Origin of the sequence: Pseudomonas sp. NFPP24, from assembly GCF_900112095.1 — a bacterium.
Classification (GTDB): Bacteria; Pseudomonadota; Gammaproteobacteria; order Pseudomonadales; family Pseudomonadaceae; genus Aquipseudomonas; species Aquipseudomonas extremorientalis.
Map to the genome: position 1 here is coordinate 478,518 of NZ_FOKD01000002.1, position 14,134 is coordinate 492,651.

15 protein-coding genes are annotated in these 14,134 nt (G+C 60.4%); 4 read left to right on the forward strand and 11 right to left on the reverse strand.

Annotated features, from left to right (window positions below; all coding sequences use genetic code 11):
* Positions 1-7 precede the first annotated feature (7 nt).
* Positions 8-409 (forward strand): YbaY family lipoprotein, encoded by a 402-nt coding sequence (locus BM026_RS05930; RefSeq protein WP_093527744.1) that lies wholly within the window; start codon positions 8-10, stop codon positions 407-409.
* A gap of 22 nt (positions 410-431) precedes the next feature.
* Positions 432-1,121, forward strand: coding sequence for a DUF4197 domain-containing protein (locus tag BM026_RS05935; RefSeq protein ID WP_071488787.1), 690 nt, complete (start codon positions 432-434; stop codon positions 1,119-1,121).
* 45 nt (positions 1,122-1,166) lie between these two features.
* Here the strand turns inward: BM026_RS05935 and BM026_RS05940 are convergent, their stop codons facing one another.
* From BM026_RS05940 to BM026_RS05955, 4 genes are all read right to left on the reverse strand, one after another.
* Positions 1,167-2,531, reverse strand: coding sequence for a Fic family protein (locus BM026_RS05940; RefSeq protein WP_371914360.1), 1,365 nt, complete (start codon positions 2,529-2,531; stop codon positions 1,167-1,169).
* A gap of 93 nt (positions 2,532-2,624) precedes the next feature.
* Positions 2,625-3,218 carry a LysE family translocator gene (locus tag BM026_RS05945; protein WP_071488786.1) on the reverse strand — a complete coding sequence of 198 codons (594 nt, stop codon included), beginning with the start codon at positions 3,216-3,218 and terminating at the stop codon, positions 2,625-2,627.
* 2 nt (positions 3,219-3,220) lie between these two features.
* A complete protein-coding gene (locus BM026_RS05950; protein ID WP_093119349.1) occupies positions 3,221-6,286 on the reverse strand; it encodes an efflux RND transporter permease subunit in 3,066 nt (1,021 codons plus the stop codon).
* A 6-nt stretch (positions 6,287-6,292) separates the two neighbouring features.
* Positions 6,293-7,393, reverse strand: coding sequence for an efflux RND transporter periplasmic adaptor subunit (locus BM026_RS05955; protein WP_093512228.1), 1,101 nt, complete (start codon positions 7,391-7,393; stop codon positions 6,293-6,295).
* Between the two features lie 93 nt (positions 7,394-7,486).
* Between BM026_RS05955 and BM026_RS05960 the strand changes: the two genes are divergently transcribed.
* On the forward strand, positions 7,487-8,140 hold the full coding sequence (locus tag BM026_RS05960) for a TetR/AcrR family transcriptional regulator (RefSeq protein WP_092241142.1): 654 nt from the start codon (positions 7,487-7,489) through the stop codon (positions 8,138-8,140).
* Between the two features lie 37 nt (positions 8,141-8,177).
* Here BM026_RS05960 and BM026_RS05965 read toward each other — a convergent pair whose 3' ends face one another.
* The gene (locus tag BM026_RS05965; RefSeq protein ID WP_093512231.1) at positions 8,178-8,960 is read right to left on the reverse strand and encodes a class I SAM-dependent methyltransferase; all 783 of its coding nucleotides are present in this window, start codon (positions 8,958-8,960) and stop codon (positions 8,178-8,180) included.
* 96 nt (positions 8,961-9,056) lie between these two features.
* On the opposite strand from BM026_RS05965, the gene BM026_RS05970 reads away from it, so the two are divergent.
* Entirely contained in the window at positions 9,057-9,677 is a 621-nt protein-coding gene (locus BM026_RS05970) for an energy transducer TonB (protein WP_093512233.1), read from the forward strand.
* Between the two features lie 3 nt (positions 9,678-9,680).
* On the opposite strand, the gene BM026_RS05975 is transcribed toward BM026_RS05970, so the two are convergent.
* The 6 genes from BM026_RS05975 to adk form a co-directional block, all read right to left on the reverse strand.
* A complete protein-coding gene (locus BM026_RS05975) occupies positions 9,681-10,361 on the reverse strand; it encodes an extensin-like domain-containing protein (RefSeq protein WP_371914402.1) in 681 nt (226 codons plus the stop codon).
* Positions 10,362-10,382: 21 nt separating this feature from the next.
* Complete coding sequence (locus tag BM026_RS05980; RefSeq protein WP_093527676.1) at positions 10,383-11,210, reverse strand: isocitrate lyase/PEP mutase family protein; 828 nt, start codon at positions 11,208-11,210, stop codon at positions 10,383-10,385.
* A gap of 27 nt (positions 11,211-11,237) precedes the next feature.
* Positions 11,238-12,098: a DUF72 domain-containing protein gene (locus BM026_RS05985; RefSeq protein ID WP_093527678.1), complete on the reverse strand. Its 861-nt coding sequence runs from the start codon at positions 12,096-12,098 to the stop codon at positions 11,238-11,240.
* Positions 12,098-12,388, reverse strand: coding sequence for a hypothetical protein (locus BM026_RS05990; protein ID WP_058425317.1), 291 nt, complete (start codon positions 12,386-12,388; stop codon positions 12,098-12,100). The genes BM026_RS05985 and BM026_RS05990 overlap by 1 nt, the downstream gene beginning before the upstream one ends.
* 208 nt (positions 12,389-12,596) lie before the next feature.
* Positions 12,597-13,280, reverse strand: coding sequence for a tRNA (adenosine(37)-N6)-threonylcarbamoyltransferase complex dimerization subunit type 1 TsaB (tsaB, locus tag BM026_RS05995; protein WP_092241129.1), 684 nt, complete (start codon positions 13,278-13,280; stop codon positions 12,597-12,599).
* Positions 13,281-13,370: 90 nt separating this feature from the next.
* The gene (gene adk / locus BM026_RS06000; protein WP_093527680.1) at positions 13,371-14,018 is read right to left on the reverse strand and encodes an adenylate kinase; all 648 of its coding nucleotides are present in this window, start codon (positions 14,016-14,018) and stop codon (positions 13,371-13,373) included.
* Positions 14,019-14,134 lie beyond the last annotated feature (116 nt).

The window sequence follows — 14,134 nt, forward strand, 5'->3', positions numbered from 1 at the left end:
CGACACCGTGAAAAAGATCATCCTCCTGGGCCTTACCGCCCTGCTCGGAGCTTGCCAGTCCATGAGCCCCACCCCCAAGGCCAGCCTCGATGGCGAAGTGTTCTACCTGCAACGCATCGCCCTGCCGCCAACCGCGACCTTGAGTGTGAGCCTGCAAGACGTTTCCCTGGCAGATGCACCGGCTGTGACCCTCGCCGAGCAGAAAGGCCCGGTCAAAGGCCAGGTGCCGCTGCCGTTTCACCTGAGCTACGACCCGGCCCAGGTCAAACCCGGCCACAGCTACTCGGTCAGCGCTCGCATCGAAGTGGATGGCAAGCTACTGTTTATTACCACCGAGCGACACGCTGTACAGCTCAACGGCCAGGCTCCTCAACCACTGCGTCTGCGCGTTGACGCGGCGGCCCACTGAATTCGATAAAAAGGAAGCGCCCATGCTCCGTAACTCCCTTCGCCTGACTGCCCTGTGTGCCGGCCTGCTGCTCGGTGCCAACGCCATGGCCCTGGACCTCAGCAGCCTGTCCCAGGGCGACGCCAGCGGCGGCCTCAAGGACGCCCTGACCCAAGGCGCGCAAATCGCCGTGAAACAACTGGGTGTACCCGGTGGTTTCAGCAACAACCCGGAAGTGAAGATCGGCCTGCCTGGCAAGCTGGGCAAAGTCGCCGACAAGCTGAAGATGTTCGGCATGGGTGACCAGGTCACGCAGCTGGAAACCAGCATGAACAAGGCTGCTGAAACCGCCGTGACCCAGGCCCAGCCGATCCTGGTGAATGCCGTGAAGAACATGAGCGTGACGGACGCCAAGGGCATCCTCAGCGGTGGCCAGGATTCCGCTACCCAGTACCTGAACAAAAGCAGCCGTGAACAGATCCGCGCCAAGTTCCTGCCCATCGTCAAGGCGGCTACCGACAAGGTCGGCGTAGCCCAGCAGTACAATGCCCTGGCCGGCAAGGCTGCGGCTTTCGGTGCGGTGGACGCCAAAAGCGCCAATGTGGAGAGCTACGTAACCGAGCAGGCACTGGACGGTTTGTTCAAGATGATTGCCAAGCAGGAAGAAACCATTCGCGAGAACCCGGCGGCGGCGGCTACCAGTTTGGCGAAGAAGGTGTTTGGGGCGCTGTAATACCCGTAATGCCCACGGTTCAAGAAGACGTGGGCATTCGTTAAATTAACGAGAAGTCTTCAACCAGTTTTTTTGTATTTCTGCTTGATCACGCATTGAAAAAACCCATTCACGACCCTGCTTCTTCTTGACGAAGATGTTCAATTCAACAAGACCGTTCAGGACGGCTGACGCCGTGTTGTAGGAACAGCCCAGATTTTCCTTCACGTTGACCGCAGTGAACTGCTTCGCGGTGCCACTCTTGGCGACCTGAAATACAGTCTTCTGTTTCTCGTTCAACTCTTTGTAAAGCCCTGACTCCCAGAGCCATTGCTCGAACGACTCAGCCTCCTTAACACTTTTTTCGTAAGACGCCTTGAAGCTATCAACCGCCCGCTGGACCACAGAGCACTGGTAGTCAATAAAGTAAGTCAGATCCAGTTCATCTGTCTCGGTATAGAGGTAAGACGTACCGTACTGAACGGCGGCATTCTTAAGCAGAACACTGATGGAGATATACCTGAATGCCGCGTAATCGCTTTTAAACATAAACCAATAAAACAACGCACGCGCCACGCGACCATTGCCATCCCGAAAAGGGTGCTCGTAACCCAGCGCAAAATGCAGAGAAATACCTTTGATCAACGGATGGAGGTAGCGGCTTGTCGTAGCGTCGTCGTGGCAGGTGTTGATCCAGTCAGCTAATCGCCCCAATCTTTTGGCGATGCCTTCTGCAGGAGGGGGCGTATGGACCACATTGCTATCACCATCTTGGACAACTACGTCATCATTTAGACGAAAGCTGCCGGGAGAATATTTGTCATCGTCAATGCCTTGAACACCCACCTCATGCATTTCAGCGATCAGTTCGGCACTGAGAGGAGCGTTTCTCTTATCCCAAGCGAAACGCATCATCCGGTAATTACCAATGATCATTTTTTCATCGGGTGTTCTGGGTAGCCGCTCTCTTTTCAACATATCTTTTGCTACGAGCGTCGTGGTTGCTGCCCCTTCCAGCTGACTGCTGCTGATGGCTTCATCTTCAATCAAATCATTGAGCAGATACTTGATGTGAGCGGCCTTCCCAATCTTGCTGCTCATGTACTCAAGTGCTGCAGTTGAGGCGTACCTGTCGACCGTGGATACCACGCGCTGTGCGGTCGGTGTCAGTAAAAACTTGCACCAGGCCTCAGGCGTACCGACGGGCAATATTTGCTGGTACAGACGAGAGCGCTCGTATTTTACGATGCCCCAGCATATCGCCTGATCCAAATGCTTTGGGAAGCGGTGACGTAGTTGATCAAAGTGTAAGTAACGCCCCTGGCTATCGGTTGGCTGAGTCAGCTTCATATAGTCAGAAAGATGCTGAAGATGGGGTTCCTGGCCAATTAAAACGAAAACCCCTTCCGGCACCCTCGGTGGCAACTTGATCATCAAAATCTCAATTTTTCGATTTCTGAGACTTGAGTACAGCAGAAAACTGCAACTATCTCAATAAACATCAAATCTGAGACGCGCGCTCCCTCAATTCACCATCGATTCCGCCAACCGCCCCACCATCAGCGTGGCAAAGCAGCCAATCGCAATAGAGGTCGCACGGTTGATCTTCAATGGCGTGAGCCAGGCCTTTTGAATTCCTTCAAAGCGGCTGCCCAGCATGATCCACCCCGCCCCCACTGGAATCACCACCAGCACCAGCGTGGCCATGAACCCGGCATAGCCGGGTAGCGTGGCAAAGGTGCCGAACGGTGCAATGAATGACACGATCAGCAATCCCTTGGGATTCATCACCGTCAGCCAGAAGAAGTACAGCCCGGAGAAACGGTCGGAACCGGGGTGGATGACACTGTTCTTACGCTGCCAAAGCTTGTAGGAGACATAGAGCAAGTAGCAGGCTGCCGCCAATTGCGTTGCCTTCAGCGCCCATGGCGAGTACGCCGACAGGTACAGCAATGCCACGCCCCATACCGAAACTTGCAGCAGGTACGCCAGGCACTCGACAAATGCCAGCCTCCACGAAGCCCGCAAGCCACACAACACACCGGCACGAAATAACAGGGTGTTGGTAGGGCCTGGGGCAAGCAACAACAACATAAGGGCTGAAACGGTGGCCAGCATGATTACGCGACGTCCTTCCTCACTCGGAACCACGCAGCATACAGGGCCGGCAAGAACAATAGTGTCAACGCCGTCGCCACTATCAACCCGCCCATGATCGCCACGGCCATCGGCCCGAAGAACACACTGCGCGACAGCGGGATCATCGCCAATACCGCCGCGAGGGCGGTCAGCACAATCGGGCGGAAGCGGCGGACGGTGGCTTCGATGATCGCTTGCCACGGTGCCAGCCCCGCCTTGATGTCCTGCTCGATCTGGTCCACCAGGATCACCGAGTTGCGCATGATCATCCCCGACAGCGCAATGGTCCCGAGCATGGCGACGAAACCGAAGGGTTGGCGGAATACCAGCAGGAACAAGGTCACCCCGATCAAGCCCAGCGGTGCCGTCAGAAACACCATCGCGGTACGCGAGAAACTGCGCAACTGCAGCATCAACAAGGTCAGCACGACCACGATAAACAGTGGCACCCCGGCTTTCACCGAATTCTGTCCACGGGCGGAATCCTCCACGGTCCCGCCCACGTCGAGCAGGTAGCCATCCGGCAGTTCGGCACGCACGCCTTCCAACGTCGGCAGGATCTGCTGGACCAGCGTCGCGGGCTGTTCCTTGCCGTAGATATCGGCGCGTACGGTCACCGTCGGCAAGCGGTTGCGGTGCCAGATGATGCCTTCTTCGAAACCGTATTCGAGGGTGGCAATTTGTGACAGCGCCACGCTTTTGCCGTTGTCCGTCGGCACTGCCAGGCTCGGCAGCAATGACAGTTCGGTGCGTTCGTGCACGGTGCCGCGCAGCAGGATTTCGATCAACTCGTTGTCCTCCCGGTACTGGCTGACGCTGGAACCGGTCAATGAACTCTGCAGGAATTTCGACAGGTTGGCCGTGCTCACGCCGAGGGCGCGGGCGCGGTCCTGGTCGATATTGAGGTAGACGATCTTGCTCGGTTCTTCCCAGTCCAGGTGCACGTTGACCACGTGAGGGTTTTCGCGAACCTTGGCCGCCACTTTGCGGGCGAGCGCGCGGACCTCTTCGATATGTTCGCCGGTCACACGGAACTGCACCGGGTAACCCACGGGCGGGCCGTTTTCCAGGCGGGTGACCCGTGAGCGCAGGTCGGGGAATTGTTCGTTGAGGGTTTCGATCAACCAGGTACGCAGGCTTTCGCGCTCTTCGATGGTTTTGGCCAGCACCACGAACTGGGCAAAACTGGCGGCCGGCAGTTGTTGATCCAGCGGCAGGTAGAAACGCGGCGATCCAGTACCGACATACGCCACGTAGTTGTCGATGCCGGCGTGATCCTTGAGCAGGGTTTCCAGGCGCTTGACCTGCTCGGCGGTGTTGCTCAGGGAGGCGCCTTCGGCCAGCTTCAGGTCGACCATCAGTTCCAGGCGACCGGAAGCCGGGAAGAACTGCTGCGGCACAAAACGGAATAGCGCGACCGAGCCGATAAACAGCAACAGGGTCAGGACGATCACGGTTTTGCGGCGACGCACGCACCACTCCACCAAACGCCTTACGCGCTGGTAGAACGGTGTGCCGTAGGGGTCAGGACCATCGGTGCCATGTTTGGCTGCGTGAATTTTCGCCAGGTCCGGCAGGAGCTTTTCCCCCAGGTAGGGCACAAACACTACGGCAGCCACCCACGAGGCGAGCAACGCAATGGTCACCACCTGGAAAATCGAGCGGGTGTATTCGCCGGTGCTCGACTGCGCAGTGGCAATCGGCAGGAAGCCGGCGGCGGTGATCAACGTACCGGTGAGCATCGGGAACGCGGTACTGGTCCAGGCAAAGCTGGCGGCCTTGAGCCGGTCGTAGCCCTGCTCCATTTTGATCGCCATCATCTCCACGGCGATGATCGCGTCATCCACCAGCAAGCCCAACGCCAACACCAGTGCGCCCAGGGAAATCTTGTGCAGGCCGATGCCGAGGTAATACATGGTGGCAAACGTCATCGCCAGCACCAGCGGAATCGCCAGGGCCACCACCATGCCGGTGCGCACGCCGAGAGAGAAGAAACTCACCAGCAACACGATGGCCAGCGCTTCGGCCAGTACCTGCACGAATTCGCCGACGCTGGTCTTCACCGCTGCCGGTTGGTCCGACACCTTGCGCAGCTCCATACCCGCCGGAAGGTTCTTCTGCAGGCGTGCGAATTCACCTTCCAGGGCCTTACCCAATACCAGGATGTCGCCGCCATCGCGCATCGCCACGGCCAGGCCGATGGCGTCTGCGCCCATGTAGCGCATGCGGGGTGCCGGTGGATCGTTGAACCCGCGGTGGATGTCGGCCACATCACCGATGCGGAAGGTGCGGTCACCCACGCGGATCGGGAAATTGCGGATCTCTTCCACGCTCTTGAAGTTGCCCGATACACGCAGTTGCACACGTTCACTCGGGGTTTCAAAGAAGCCCGCAGTGGACACCGCATTCTGTTCCTGCAACGCCTGTTGCACCGCCGCCAAAGGCAAGCCGAGGGTGGCGAGCTTGAGGTTGGACAGCTCGATCCAGATTTTTTCATCCTGCAGGCCGAGCAACTCGACCTTGCCCACATCCGCCACGCGCTGCAGTTGGATCTGGATGCGGTCGGCGTAGTCCTTGAGCACCGCGTAGTCGAAACCGTCGCCGGTCAGGGCGTAGATATTGCCGAAGGTGGTGCCGAATTCATCGTTGAAAAACGGCCCCTGGATATCCGGCGGCAAGGTCTGGCGGATGTCGCTGATCTTCTTGCGCACCTGGTACCACAGCTCGGGGATCTGCGCCGAATGCATGGAGTCGCGGGCCATGAAGGTGACCTGGGATTCGCCGGGGCGCGAGAAGGAGACGATACGTTCGTACTCGCCGGTCTCCATGAGTTTTTTCTCGATGCGTTCGGTGACCTGCCGCGAGACTTCCTGCGCCGTTGCGCCAGGCCAGTTGGTCTTGATCACCATGGCCTTGAAGGTGAACGGCGGGTCTTCACTTTGCCCCAGCTTGGAGTAGGACAGGGTGCCGACCACTGCCAGCAGGATCATCAGGAACAGTACGATCTGGCGATTGCGCAACGCCCATTCGGAAAGATTGAAACCCATCGGGGACTACTCCTTGGCCGCCAGATTCACCACACGGTTGGAGCGGTCCACCGGGCGCACTTGCTGGCCCTCGTGAAGCACGTGCACACCGGCGGCGATCACCCAATCCGTCGGGGCCAGGCCTTCCAGGACCGGGACGGTTTTCTCACCGAAGGCACCGATGCGCACCGGCGTGCGCTTGAGCGTGTTGTCGGGCTGGACGCGCCATACGTAGGACGCACCGTTCTCCGCACTGAGGGCAGACAGCGGCACCGACAACGGAACATCGCCGTCGACCTGTATGAATACCCGTGCGCTCTGGCCCAGTTCGGCCGGGACCTTGCCGCCGGTGAACGCCACACGCGCCGCAAACGTGCGCGACTTGGGATCGGCCGCCGGTGACAGCTCGCGAATACGCCCGGTAAAACGCTGATCCGGCTGGCTCCACAACTCCACAGAGACCGGCTGGCCGATCTTGAAGCGGCCAAAACCTTGTTCCGGCAGGCTGATCAGCACTTCGCGCTCACCATCGGTCGCCAGGGTAAACACAGTTTGCCCGGCGGACACCACTTGGCCGACTTCCACCGCACGCTTGGCCACCACCCCGTCCTGAGGTGCACGCAGAACGGCATAGCCGGCCTGGTTGCTGGCCACGTCGAACTCGGCCTTGATCTGCTTGAGGCGTGCTTCACCGGATCGGTAGAGGTTTTCGGAATTGTCGTACTGGGAACGGCTGACCATCTGACGGTCCATCAGGGTCTTGTAGCGGTCGCGCTCGGCCCGCACCAGGCTCAGGTTGGCCTCGGCGGCGGCAACCTGGGCGCGGGTCGCTTCCAGTTGCAGGCGCACGTCCTGAGGGTCCAGCTCCGCCAGCGGCTGGTTGGCCTTGACCCGTTCGCCCTCCTCCACCAAACGCTTGCTGACTTTGCCACCGATGCGAAAGGCCAGGTCCGGTTCATAGCGGGCGCGCACTTCGCCGGGGTAGCTGTCCATCGACTGCGAAGAAGGCTGAGGCTGCACCACCATGGCTGGGCGGATGGTAACCTGGGCCGCTTCTTCATGGCCGCAGGCGGCCAACAGCACGACCAAACTGACAGGCAAAGCAAAGGGCAGGAAGGTGCTGCGCATGCTGTAGGACCTTTCGCGAGTAGAGCTAGGAATAATTATACTGGCAGGTATGGTATTAATACCAAACTCGCCAGTCCAGTATTAAAGGTGAAAATGTCCGACAATCCTCTGAACACCAATAGCCCCGGGCGCCCCAAGGACATGGCAAAACGCCAGGCAATCCTCGAAGCAGCGAAAATCCTGTTTTTGAGCAATGGCTACGCCAGTACCAGCATGGACGCGGTGGCACTGGAAGCTGGCGTGTCGAAACTGACCGTCTATAGCCACTTCAACGATAAAGAGACCTTGTTCACCGCCGCGGTGGTGGCCAAGTGCGAAGAACAACTGCCGGTGATGTACTTCGAGTTGCCCGAGGGCATACCCGTACAAACTGTGCTGTTGAATATCGCGCGGGGGTTCCATCGGCTGATCAACAGTGAAGAGTCGGTCAACCTGCATCGCCTGATGATGACCACCGGCAACCAGGACGTGAAACTCTCGCAGATCTTCTTCGAGGCCGGCCCCATGCGCATGCTGCAGGGCATGGAACGCCTGCTCGGCAAGATCAACCAGAGCGGCGCGCTGAGCATCGACAAGCCATTTACGGCGGCCGAGCACTTCTTCTGCCTGCTCAAAGGCACGGCGAATTTCTGCTTGCTTTATGGCTGCGGCGGGCAACTGAGCGAAGAAGCCGCCGAAGCCCATGTACAGGAGGTGGTGGGGCTGTTTATGCGGGCTTATAGGAGAGAGGCAGCGGTAAGTTGTTAGCTGCAAGCTGAAAGCACTTTAGCTTGCAGCTTGTGGCTTAAGGCTTGAGTGCTTTTTTAGGGTAGATGTCATAGCGACTGGATTTGCCATCCAGCGCATGGCTCGGCTTTGGCCCGTCAATGCACGGCGCCTTGCGCGGGCGCTTGACCACCACGCGGTGGCTGGCCAGGGCCAGGGCGGCGGCCAGTAGCGCGGGGGCGTCAGGATCATCGCCAACCAGCGGCCGGAACAGGCGCATTTCCTTCTTCACCAGGGCAGTTTTCTCACGGTGCGGGAACATCGGGTCGAGGTAGATCACCTGGGGCGGCTCGCCTTCCCAGTTACGCATCACGTCGATGGAATTGCCCTTGAGCAGCTTCATGCGCGCCACAATCGGCGCCACTTCAAAATCCTCCGCGCCGCGCGCCAGCCCATCTTCGAGCAAGGCGCCGATCAGCGGCTGGCGCTCGATCAGGCTCATCTCGCAACCCAGGCTGGCCAGTACGAAGGCGTCCTTGCCAAGGCCAGCCGTAGCGTCGAGTACCCGTGGGCGCACGCCTTGGGCGATGCCCACGGCCTTGGCGATCATCTGCCCGCTACCGCCCCCATAGAGGCGCCGATGCGCCGCGCCACCCTCGACAAAATCCACGCGCACCGGCCCCGGTGCATCAGGCCCGAGCTGTTGCAATTGCAGGCCATGCTCCCCCACTTGCAGGGAAAAGTCCGCATCCGCCTGCTGCAACGGCAAGCCAAGCCGCTGCGCCCATTGCTCGGCGCGGGCCTGGAAAAACTCGCCCAAGGCCTCGACCCGGATGCGGCTGGCCGCTGGTTGTTCGCTCATCAATCGCTACGCTCAAAAATATTAAGGATCGGCAAACAGCGGCCGATAAAAACAACAGTCAGGTATTTTGCCAGAGCTGAGCGTCGACCGAGAAAAATGTCAGACATTCTTCCCCTAACCATCGGTGTACTGCCGACCCACAACCACTACGGCCTGCGCAATACTCAAGCGCTGGCCGGGGTGAGTCATGTGTGGCAGGACTTCTTCGCCCGGGCACTGGCCGAGCAGCTCGGCGATACGCCGGACACGCTCGCCGTGCAGGCGCCAGCACCGGCGGACCCGGCGGTAGAACCCAGCGAAGGCGCCGACCTGCTGTCGCAGATCCTCACCCAGCGTGAGTGCGACGTGAAAGATACCGAGATTGCCCCGCCGGAGCCGCTGTTCCTGCCGATTGCCGAGTTCGAGACTGACTTGCTGCCACCGGCCGCCACACAGTATCCGGAAGAAGAAATCGTCGCGCAGCAACGCCAGCAGAATTTCGAAAGCGGCTGGGTCCGCCCCATCGTGCTGACGGCCGGCCAGCCGCTGCCGGAACCGGGCCCAGCCCCGGAGCCGCGCCCTCTGCACCTGCCCATCGCAGAATTCGAACTGGACCTGCTGCCTCCACCTGCCACGCCATTCCCGGAAGAAGAGCTGGTCGCGCAACAAAAGGCCCTGGATTTCGATTACTACTGGGCTCGCCCACTGGTCACCCAGAACCTGCGCCTGGCCGCCTGAGTCTCAGCGACACACCCACCAACGCCCCATATCCAGGTGGAAGTGGTTGCGGTGCGCGGCGTTGTAGTCAGGGCTCAGCACGACATTGAAATCATCACAGGCACTGTCGCGGACCTGACGCAGGAACCGCGCCTTATCGCCCTCCCCCGGCCAGTCCTTGAGCACGCTGATGCTGCGCCCATCCGCCAGGCGAAAGCCGGCAATATCCAGCGCATTGGCCGACGCATGCTGGCTGAGTCGCCCTTCGGCACGGTTATACATATTGCGACAGGCAAAGCTGCCCAGGTGATCGACCCGCGTCACTGCCTGGCCGAATACCGCCTGGGCCGTCGGTTGCAAGCTGTGACGCTCAAACAGGGCGAACGCCACCGCCAGTGGGCAACTGGCGAGAAAACTGCTGCTCAGCCCCACCGCCGAACCCTGTACGCGCAAGGTATTGCGCAGGGGGCAAGCGGCATCTGCCGGCGAGTCCGCCTGATGACTGACGCGCAGGCCCGAGGTTTCCAGCACCTGGTCGCACAATGCCGGATCATCCTGCAGACGACCCAATTTGTAGCGGGTCAACACGTTGGGGGTCGCCCGCACGTCCAGCGGCGCCCATGGGTTCCAATCGGCCGGCAGTGGGACCCATCCACGCCAGACACCCACGGCAACGGCACCCGCCAGGATCAGCAGCATGCCCATGACTTTGAAAAAACGCACCGCCTAGCCCTTGAAGAACTGGTTGGCCTGGCTGAACGGCATCTTGCGCTCGGTAAAGGTGAACGTGCCCCGTTCATACATTTCCTGGGCTGCGCGATAGAACTCACCATAGGCGGCCAACGCCAGCGCCGAGCCGACGCTGATCCGCCGCACGCCCATCTCGCTCAACTGCGCCACGCTCAGGTTCAAGCCACCGGACATCAACACATTCACCGGCTTGGGCGCCACGGCCTTGACCACCGCCAGCACTTCCTCGGCACTGCGCAGGGCCGGCGCATACAGCACGTCGGCACCGGCTTCGGCGTAGGCTTGCAGACGGCGGATGGTGTCGGGCAAATCCAGGCGGCCATGCAGGAGGTTTTCCGCACGGGCCGTCAGGGTGAAGGCAAAAGGCAGGCTGCGGGCGGCGGCGACGGCGGCTTCCACACGCTCGACCGAAAGTTCGAAGGGATAGATCGGGTCGGCGGCAATGCCCGTGGCGTCCTCGATAGAGCCGCCGACAATGCCGACTCCCGCTGCGCGCAGGATGGTCTGGGCGCAGCCTTCAGGGGTGTCGCTGAAGCCGTTTTCCAGGTCGGCGGCCACTGGCAACGGGGTGGCGTTGGCGATCATACCGGCATTGACCAACGTGTCCTCCAGGGACAACGCGCCTTCCGCATCCGGTCGCCCCAGGCTGAACGCGTAGCCTGCACTGGTGGTGGCCAGCGCTTCGAAACCCAGGCTGGCCAACATTACAGCGGAGCCCGCATCCCATGGGTTGGGCATCACGAATGCGCGGTCGCGCTCATGCAAGGCCTTGAAGGTTTCGGCGCGAAGGGTTTGGGCATCCATGTCGGGCTCCTGGCGGAAAAAGGAGCCCTAGAGTAACCCCAGTTGCTCCACGGCGGGGGCACGATCCAGCACGGGCAGGGGCTGCAGGCCTGGTAGGCGCGCCATCAGTTGATCGTGGAAACGCAGGGCCAGTTGCGCGGCCAGGCGGTTATCCGAGGTATGCAGGAACACGTAGGGGGTGCGCCCTTCTTCGATCCAGCCCGCGACTTTTTCCACCCATGGCATCAGGAACGAATCGTTGGCCTCCAATTCGGGATGGCCAATAAAGCGTACCTGGGGAAACTGCGTCAGCGCCGCCGGGCGGGGTGGCACCTTGGGCTTTTTGGATTGGGCGTGCAGCACGGCGGCCGAGGTGGACGTGCAACTGAACAACGCACGCGGATCCAGGCAGATGCGCTCCACGCCGCGGTCACGCAACAAACGGTTAAGCATGCGCTCGGCATCCCCCTTGGCGAAGAATTCCAGGTGGCGCACTTCCACCGCCATCGGCCGCTCCAGGCCATCGATGAAGCCTGCCAACTCCCCCAGGCGCTGCGGGGTGAAAGACGCGGGCAGTTGCAACCACAGCGGCGATACCCGCTCCCCCAACGGACTCATCAGGCCCACGAAGCTTTCCGCTGCCGGTAGCTGCTCGATCAGGTTGCCACTGTGGCTGATATCACCGGGAAATTTGGCGGTGAAGCGAAAGTCGTCAGGCATGATTTCGGCCCAGCGCTGCACGGTGGCGGCGGAGGGGCGGGCGTAAAACGTGGTATTGCCTTCAACGGCGTTGAAGACCTGAGAGTACAGCGCGAGGTAATCGCTGGAACGGGCATCGGCGGGGTACAGGTACTCGCGCCAGGCATTTTCACTCCAGGACGGGCAACCGAGGTAGTAAGGCAGACGCATCAGATATGGATGTCGAGGCCCAGCACTTCCATATCCCATTCGACAAAGCCGGCGGTGGTCAGGTAGCTGGCCAGGGCGGTGGCGACGCTTTTGCTCATGGAGCGCGGGAAGACCATGTCTTGCTGACGGGCGGGAAGACCGCTGATACGGGCTTGGGCGTTGGCTTGCGCATCGGCTTGGACTTCGATGAAGTCCGGCGAGTCCTCGACCGACTCATCCACCGTGACGTTCGCCTTACGCGGCTTGCGCTTGATTGGGTAAGACTGTGAGGAAAAGCCATCAATACGCATGGGCGCGAACTCGCTATCAGTAATGGCATTTTGGCAGCACTGTCCGTAGTGCGCAAATGCTCTGGTGATAACTAGAACACATAATTTGAAAAAGGTTTAAAACCCAGGGGAAATTCTGACGATTGGTGCAAGTTTGGGGGATTTTAGCGCTGCTTCGCAGCCCAATGCGGGGCAAACCCGCTCGCCACAACCAGCCCGCTCGCCACAATTAAAGGCCGCGCTCTGCCTTGGTCTGCGCCACTTTATCGCGCAGATAGACCGGCGCCGCCTGGTCGGCCGGAATCGCCTCGCCACGCGCAAAGGCAAAACGTGCCAATGTCAGCAAGTCCTCGGCGTGAGGCAACATCGCCGCGTCCTGGCCCACCAACGGCACAGCGAGGCGCTCGCCATACCCCCAACCAGTACCAGCCCCGAACCAATCGCCGCTGGCGTCGGCTGGCAATTGCGATGACTCCGGCGGTTGCACGGCTTCCACGCCGACCAGACGCATCTCGCCCGCCGTTTCGCGGTAGCAACCCCAATAGACTTCATCCATGCGCGCATCGATAGCCGCCGCCACCTGATGCGCGCCATGTTCACGCAAGGCGCGCTGGGCCAGCACGGCCAGGTTGGACACCGGCAACACCGGACGCTCCAGCGCAAACGCCAGGCCCTGCACCACGCCAATGGCGATACGCACACCCGTGAATGCACCCGGTCCGCGACCGAAGGCGATGGCATCGACCGCAGCCAGAGTGGTGCCGGCGTCTTCCAGCAGTTGCTTGATCATCGGCAACAGCTTCTGCGCGTGCAGGCGCGGGATCACCTCGTAGTGGCTCGTTACCTTGCCATCGTGCAGCAAGGCAACGGAGCAAGCTTCAGTCGCGGTGTCCAGGGCCAGCAGGGTGCTCATCGGTGTAGGTGTCCAAGTCGAAAAAAAGTGCGCCAGTATAAACAACAACGGCCCGCAAGCGGGCCGTTATCCATGAAGCCGGTCGAGGGATCAGCTCAGTGCTTGCAGCACTTTGGCGGTGATCGCCTCAACCGAGCCGACGCCAGGAATGTGGCTGTACTTCGGCTTGCCTTGGACGGCGGACAGCTTCTGGTAGAAGTCCACCAGCGGCTTGGTCTGGGAATGGTAGACCGACAGGCGATGACGCACGGTTTCTTCGGTGTCGTCTTTGCGCTGCACCAGGTCTTCGCCGGTGACGTCGTCCTTGCCTTCCACCTTTGGCGGATTGTAGACGGTGTGATACACGCGCCCCGAGGCTTCGTGGACGCGACGACCGGCGATACGCTGGACGATTTCTTCGTCTTCAACCGCGATTTCGACCACGGCATCCAGCTCGACGCCGGCCTTCACCAGGGCCTCAGCCTGGGGAATGGTGCGCGGGAAGCCGTCGAACAGGAAACCGTTCTTGCAGTCTTCCTGGCTGATGCGTTCCTTGACCAGGTTGATGATCAAGTCATCGGAAACCAGGCCACCGCTGTCCATCACGCTCTTGGCGATCAGGCCCAGCTCGGTGCCGGCCTTGACGGCCGCGCGCAGCATGTCGCCGGTGGAGATTTGTGGAATGCCGAATTTTTCAGTGATGAACTTTGCCTGAGTACCTTTACCGGCCCCGGGAGCTCCCAGCAGAATGACGCGCATTGATGTGCTCCTCAATTTTTTATAGAGATGACGCTCGGATTCGCCGCGGCGGGCCAATCGCGTAAAAATAGAATTCGGGCCGCCCAAACGGCCAAAGGCTGATCAAGATACACAGC